Source organism: Synechococcus sp. H55.2 (genome assembly GCF_047462495.1).
In the GTDB taxonomy this organism is placed as follows: domain Bacteria; phylum Cyanobacteriota; class Cyanobacteriia; order Thermostichales; family Thermostichaceae; genus Thermostichus.
In genome coordinates, this window is the sequence record NZ_JANSJH010000196.1 from 1 (window position 1) to 1,060 (window position 1,060).

Consider the following 1,060-nt stretch of genomic DNA (forward strand, 5'->3'; position numbering starts at 1 on the left):
TTTAGAGCGCGTTGCCGCGGGGTAGGACTTCTTCGGGGAACTCAAAGCGCTCGTGCGGCTGGTCCTGCGGCGCCATCCAGGCCCGAATCCCCTCGTTGAGCAAAATGTTCTTCGTGTAGAACGTCTCAAACTCAGGATCTTCTGCCGCCCGCGTCTCCTGACTGATAAAGTCATACGCCCGCAGGTTCAGCGCCAACCCCACCACTCCAATGCTCGACATCCACAATCCCGTCACCGGCACAAACAACATGAAAAAGTGCAGCCACCGCTTGTTGGAAAACGCTATCCCAAAAATCTGGCTCCAGTACCGGTTCGCCGTCACCATCGAGTACGTCTCTTCCGACTGCGTCGGCTCAAACGCCCGAAACGTGCTCGCCGCTTCCCCATCCTGAAACAACGTGTTCTCCACCGTCGCCCCATGGATGGCACACAGCAGCGCTCCACCCAACACGCCGGCCACCCCCATCATGTGGAACGGGTTCAGCGTCCAGTTGTGGAACCCCTGGAAAAACAGCAAAAAGCGGAAAATCCCCGCCACCCCAAAGCTGGGGGCAAAAAACCAACTGCTCTGCCCCAGCGGGTAAATCAAAAACACGCTCACAAACACCGCAATCGGCGCGCTGAAGGCAATGGCGTTGTAGGGCCGCACCCCCACCAGGCGGGCAATCTCAAATTGCCGCAGCATAAAGCCAATCAAGCCCAGCGCCCCGTGCAGCGCCACAAACGTCCACAGCCCGCCAATCTGGCACCAGCGGGTAAAGTCCCCTTGGGCTTCCGGGCCCCACAGCAGCAGCAGGCTGTGCCCCATGCTGTCGGCGGGGGTGGACACGGCCACGGTCAAAAAGTTGCACCCTTCCAGGTAGGAGCTGGCCAGGCCGTGGGTGTACCAAGAAGTTACAAAGGTGGTGCCGGTCAGCCAGCCGCCCAAGGCCAAGTAGGCGCAGGGGAACAGCAGCAGCCCCGACCAGCCGATAAACACGAATCTGTCGCGCTTGAGCCAGTCATCGACGATGTCGAACCATCCTCGCTCCTGGCGTACGCGCCCTACCGCGATGGTCAT

General features: G+C 60.2%; 1 protein-coding gene. It reads right to left on the minus strand.

Features of this window, described 5'->3' with window-relative positions; genetic code table 11:
- Window position 1: 1 nt before the first annotated feature.
- Window positions 2-1,060, minus strand: a 1,059-nt coding sequence (psbD, locus tag NW844_RS12850) for a photosystem II D2 protein (photosystem q(a) protein) (RefSeq protein WP_414336211.1), incomplete at its 5' end; no start/stop codon positions are given.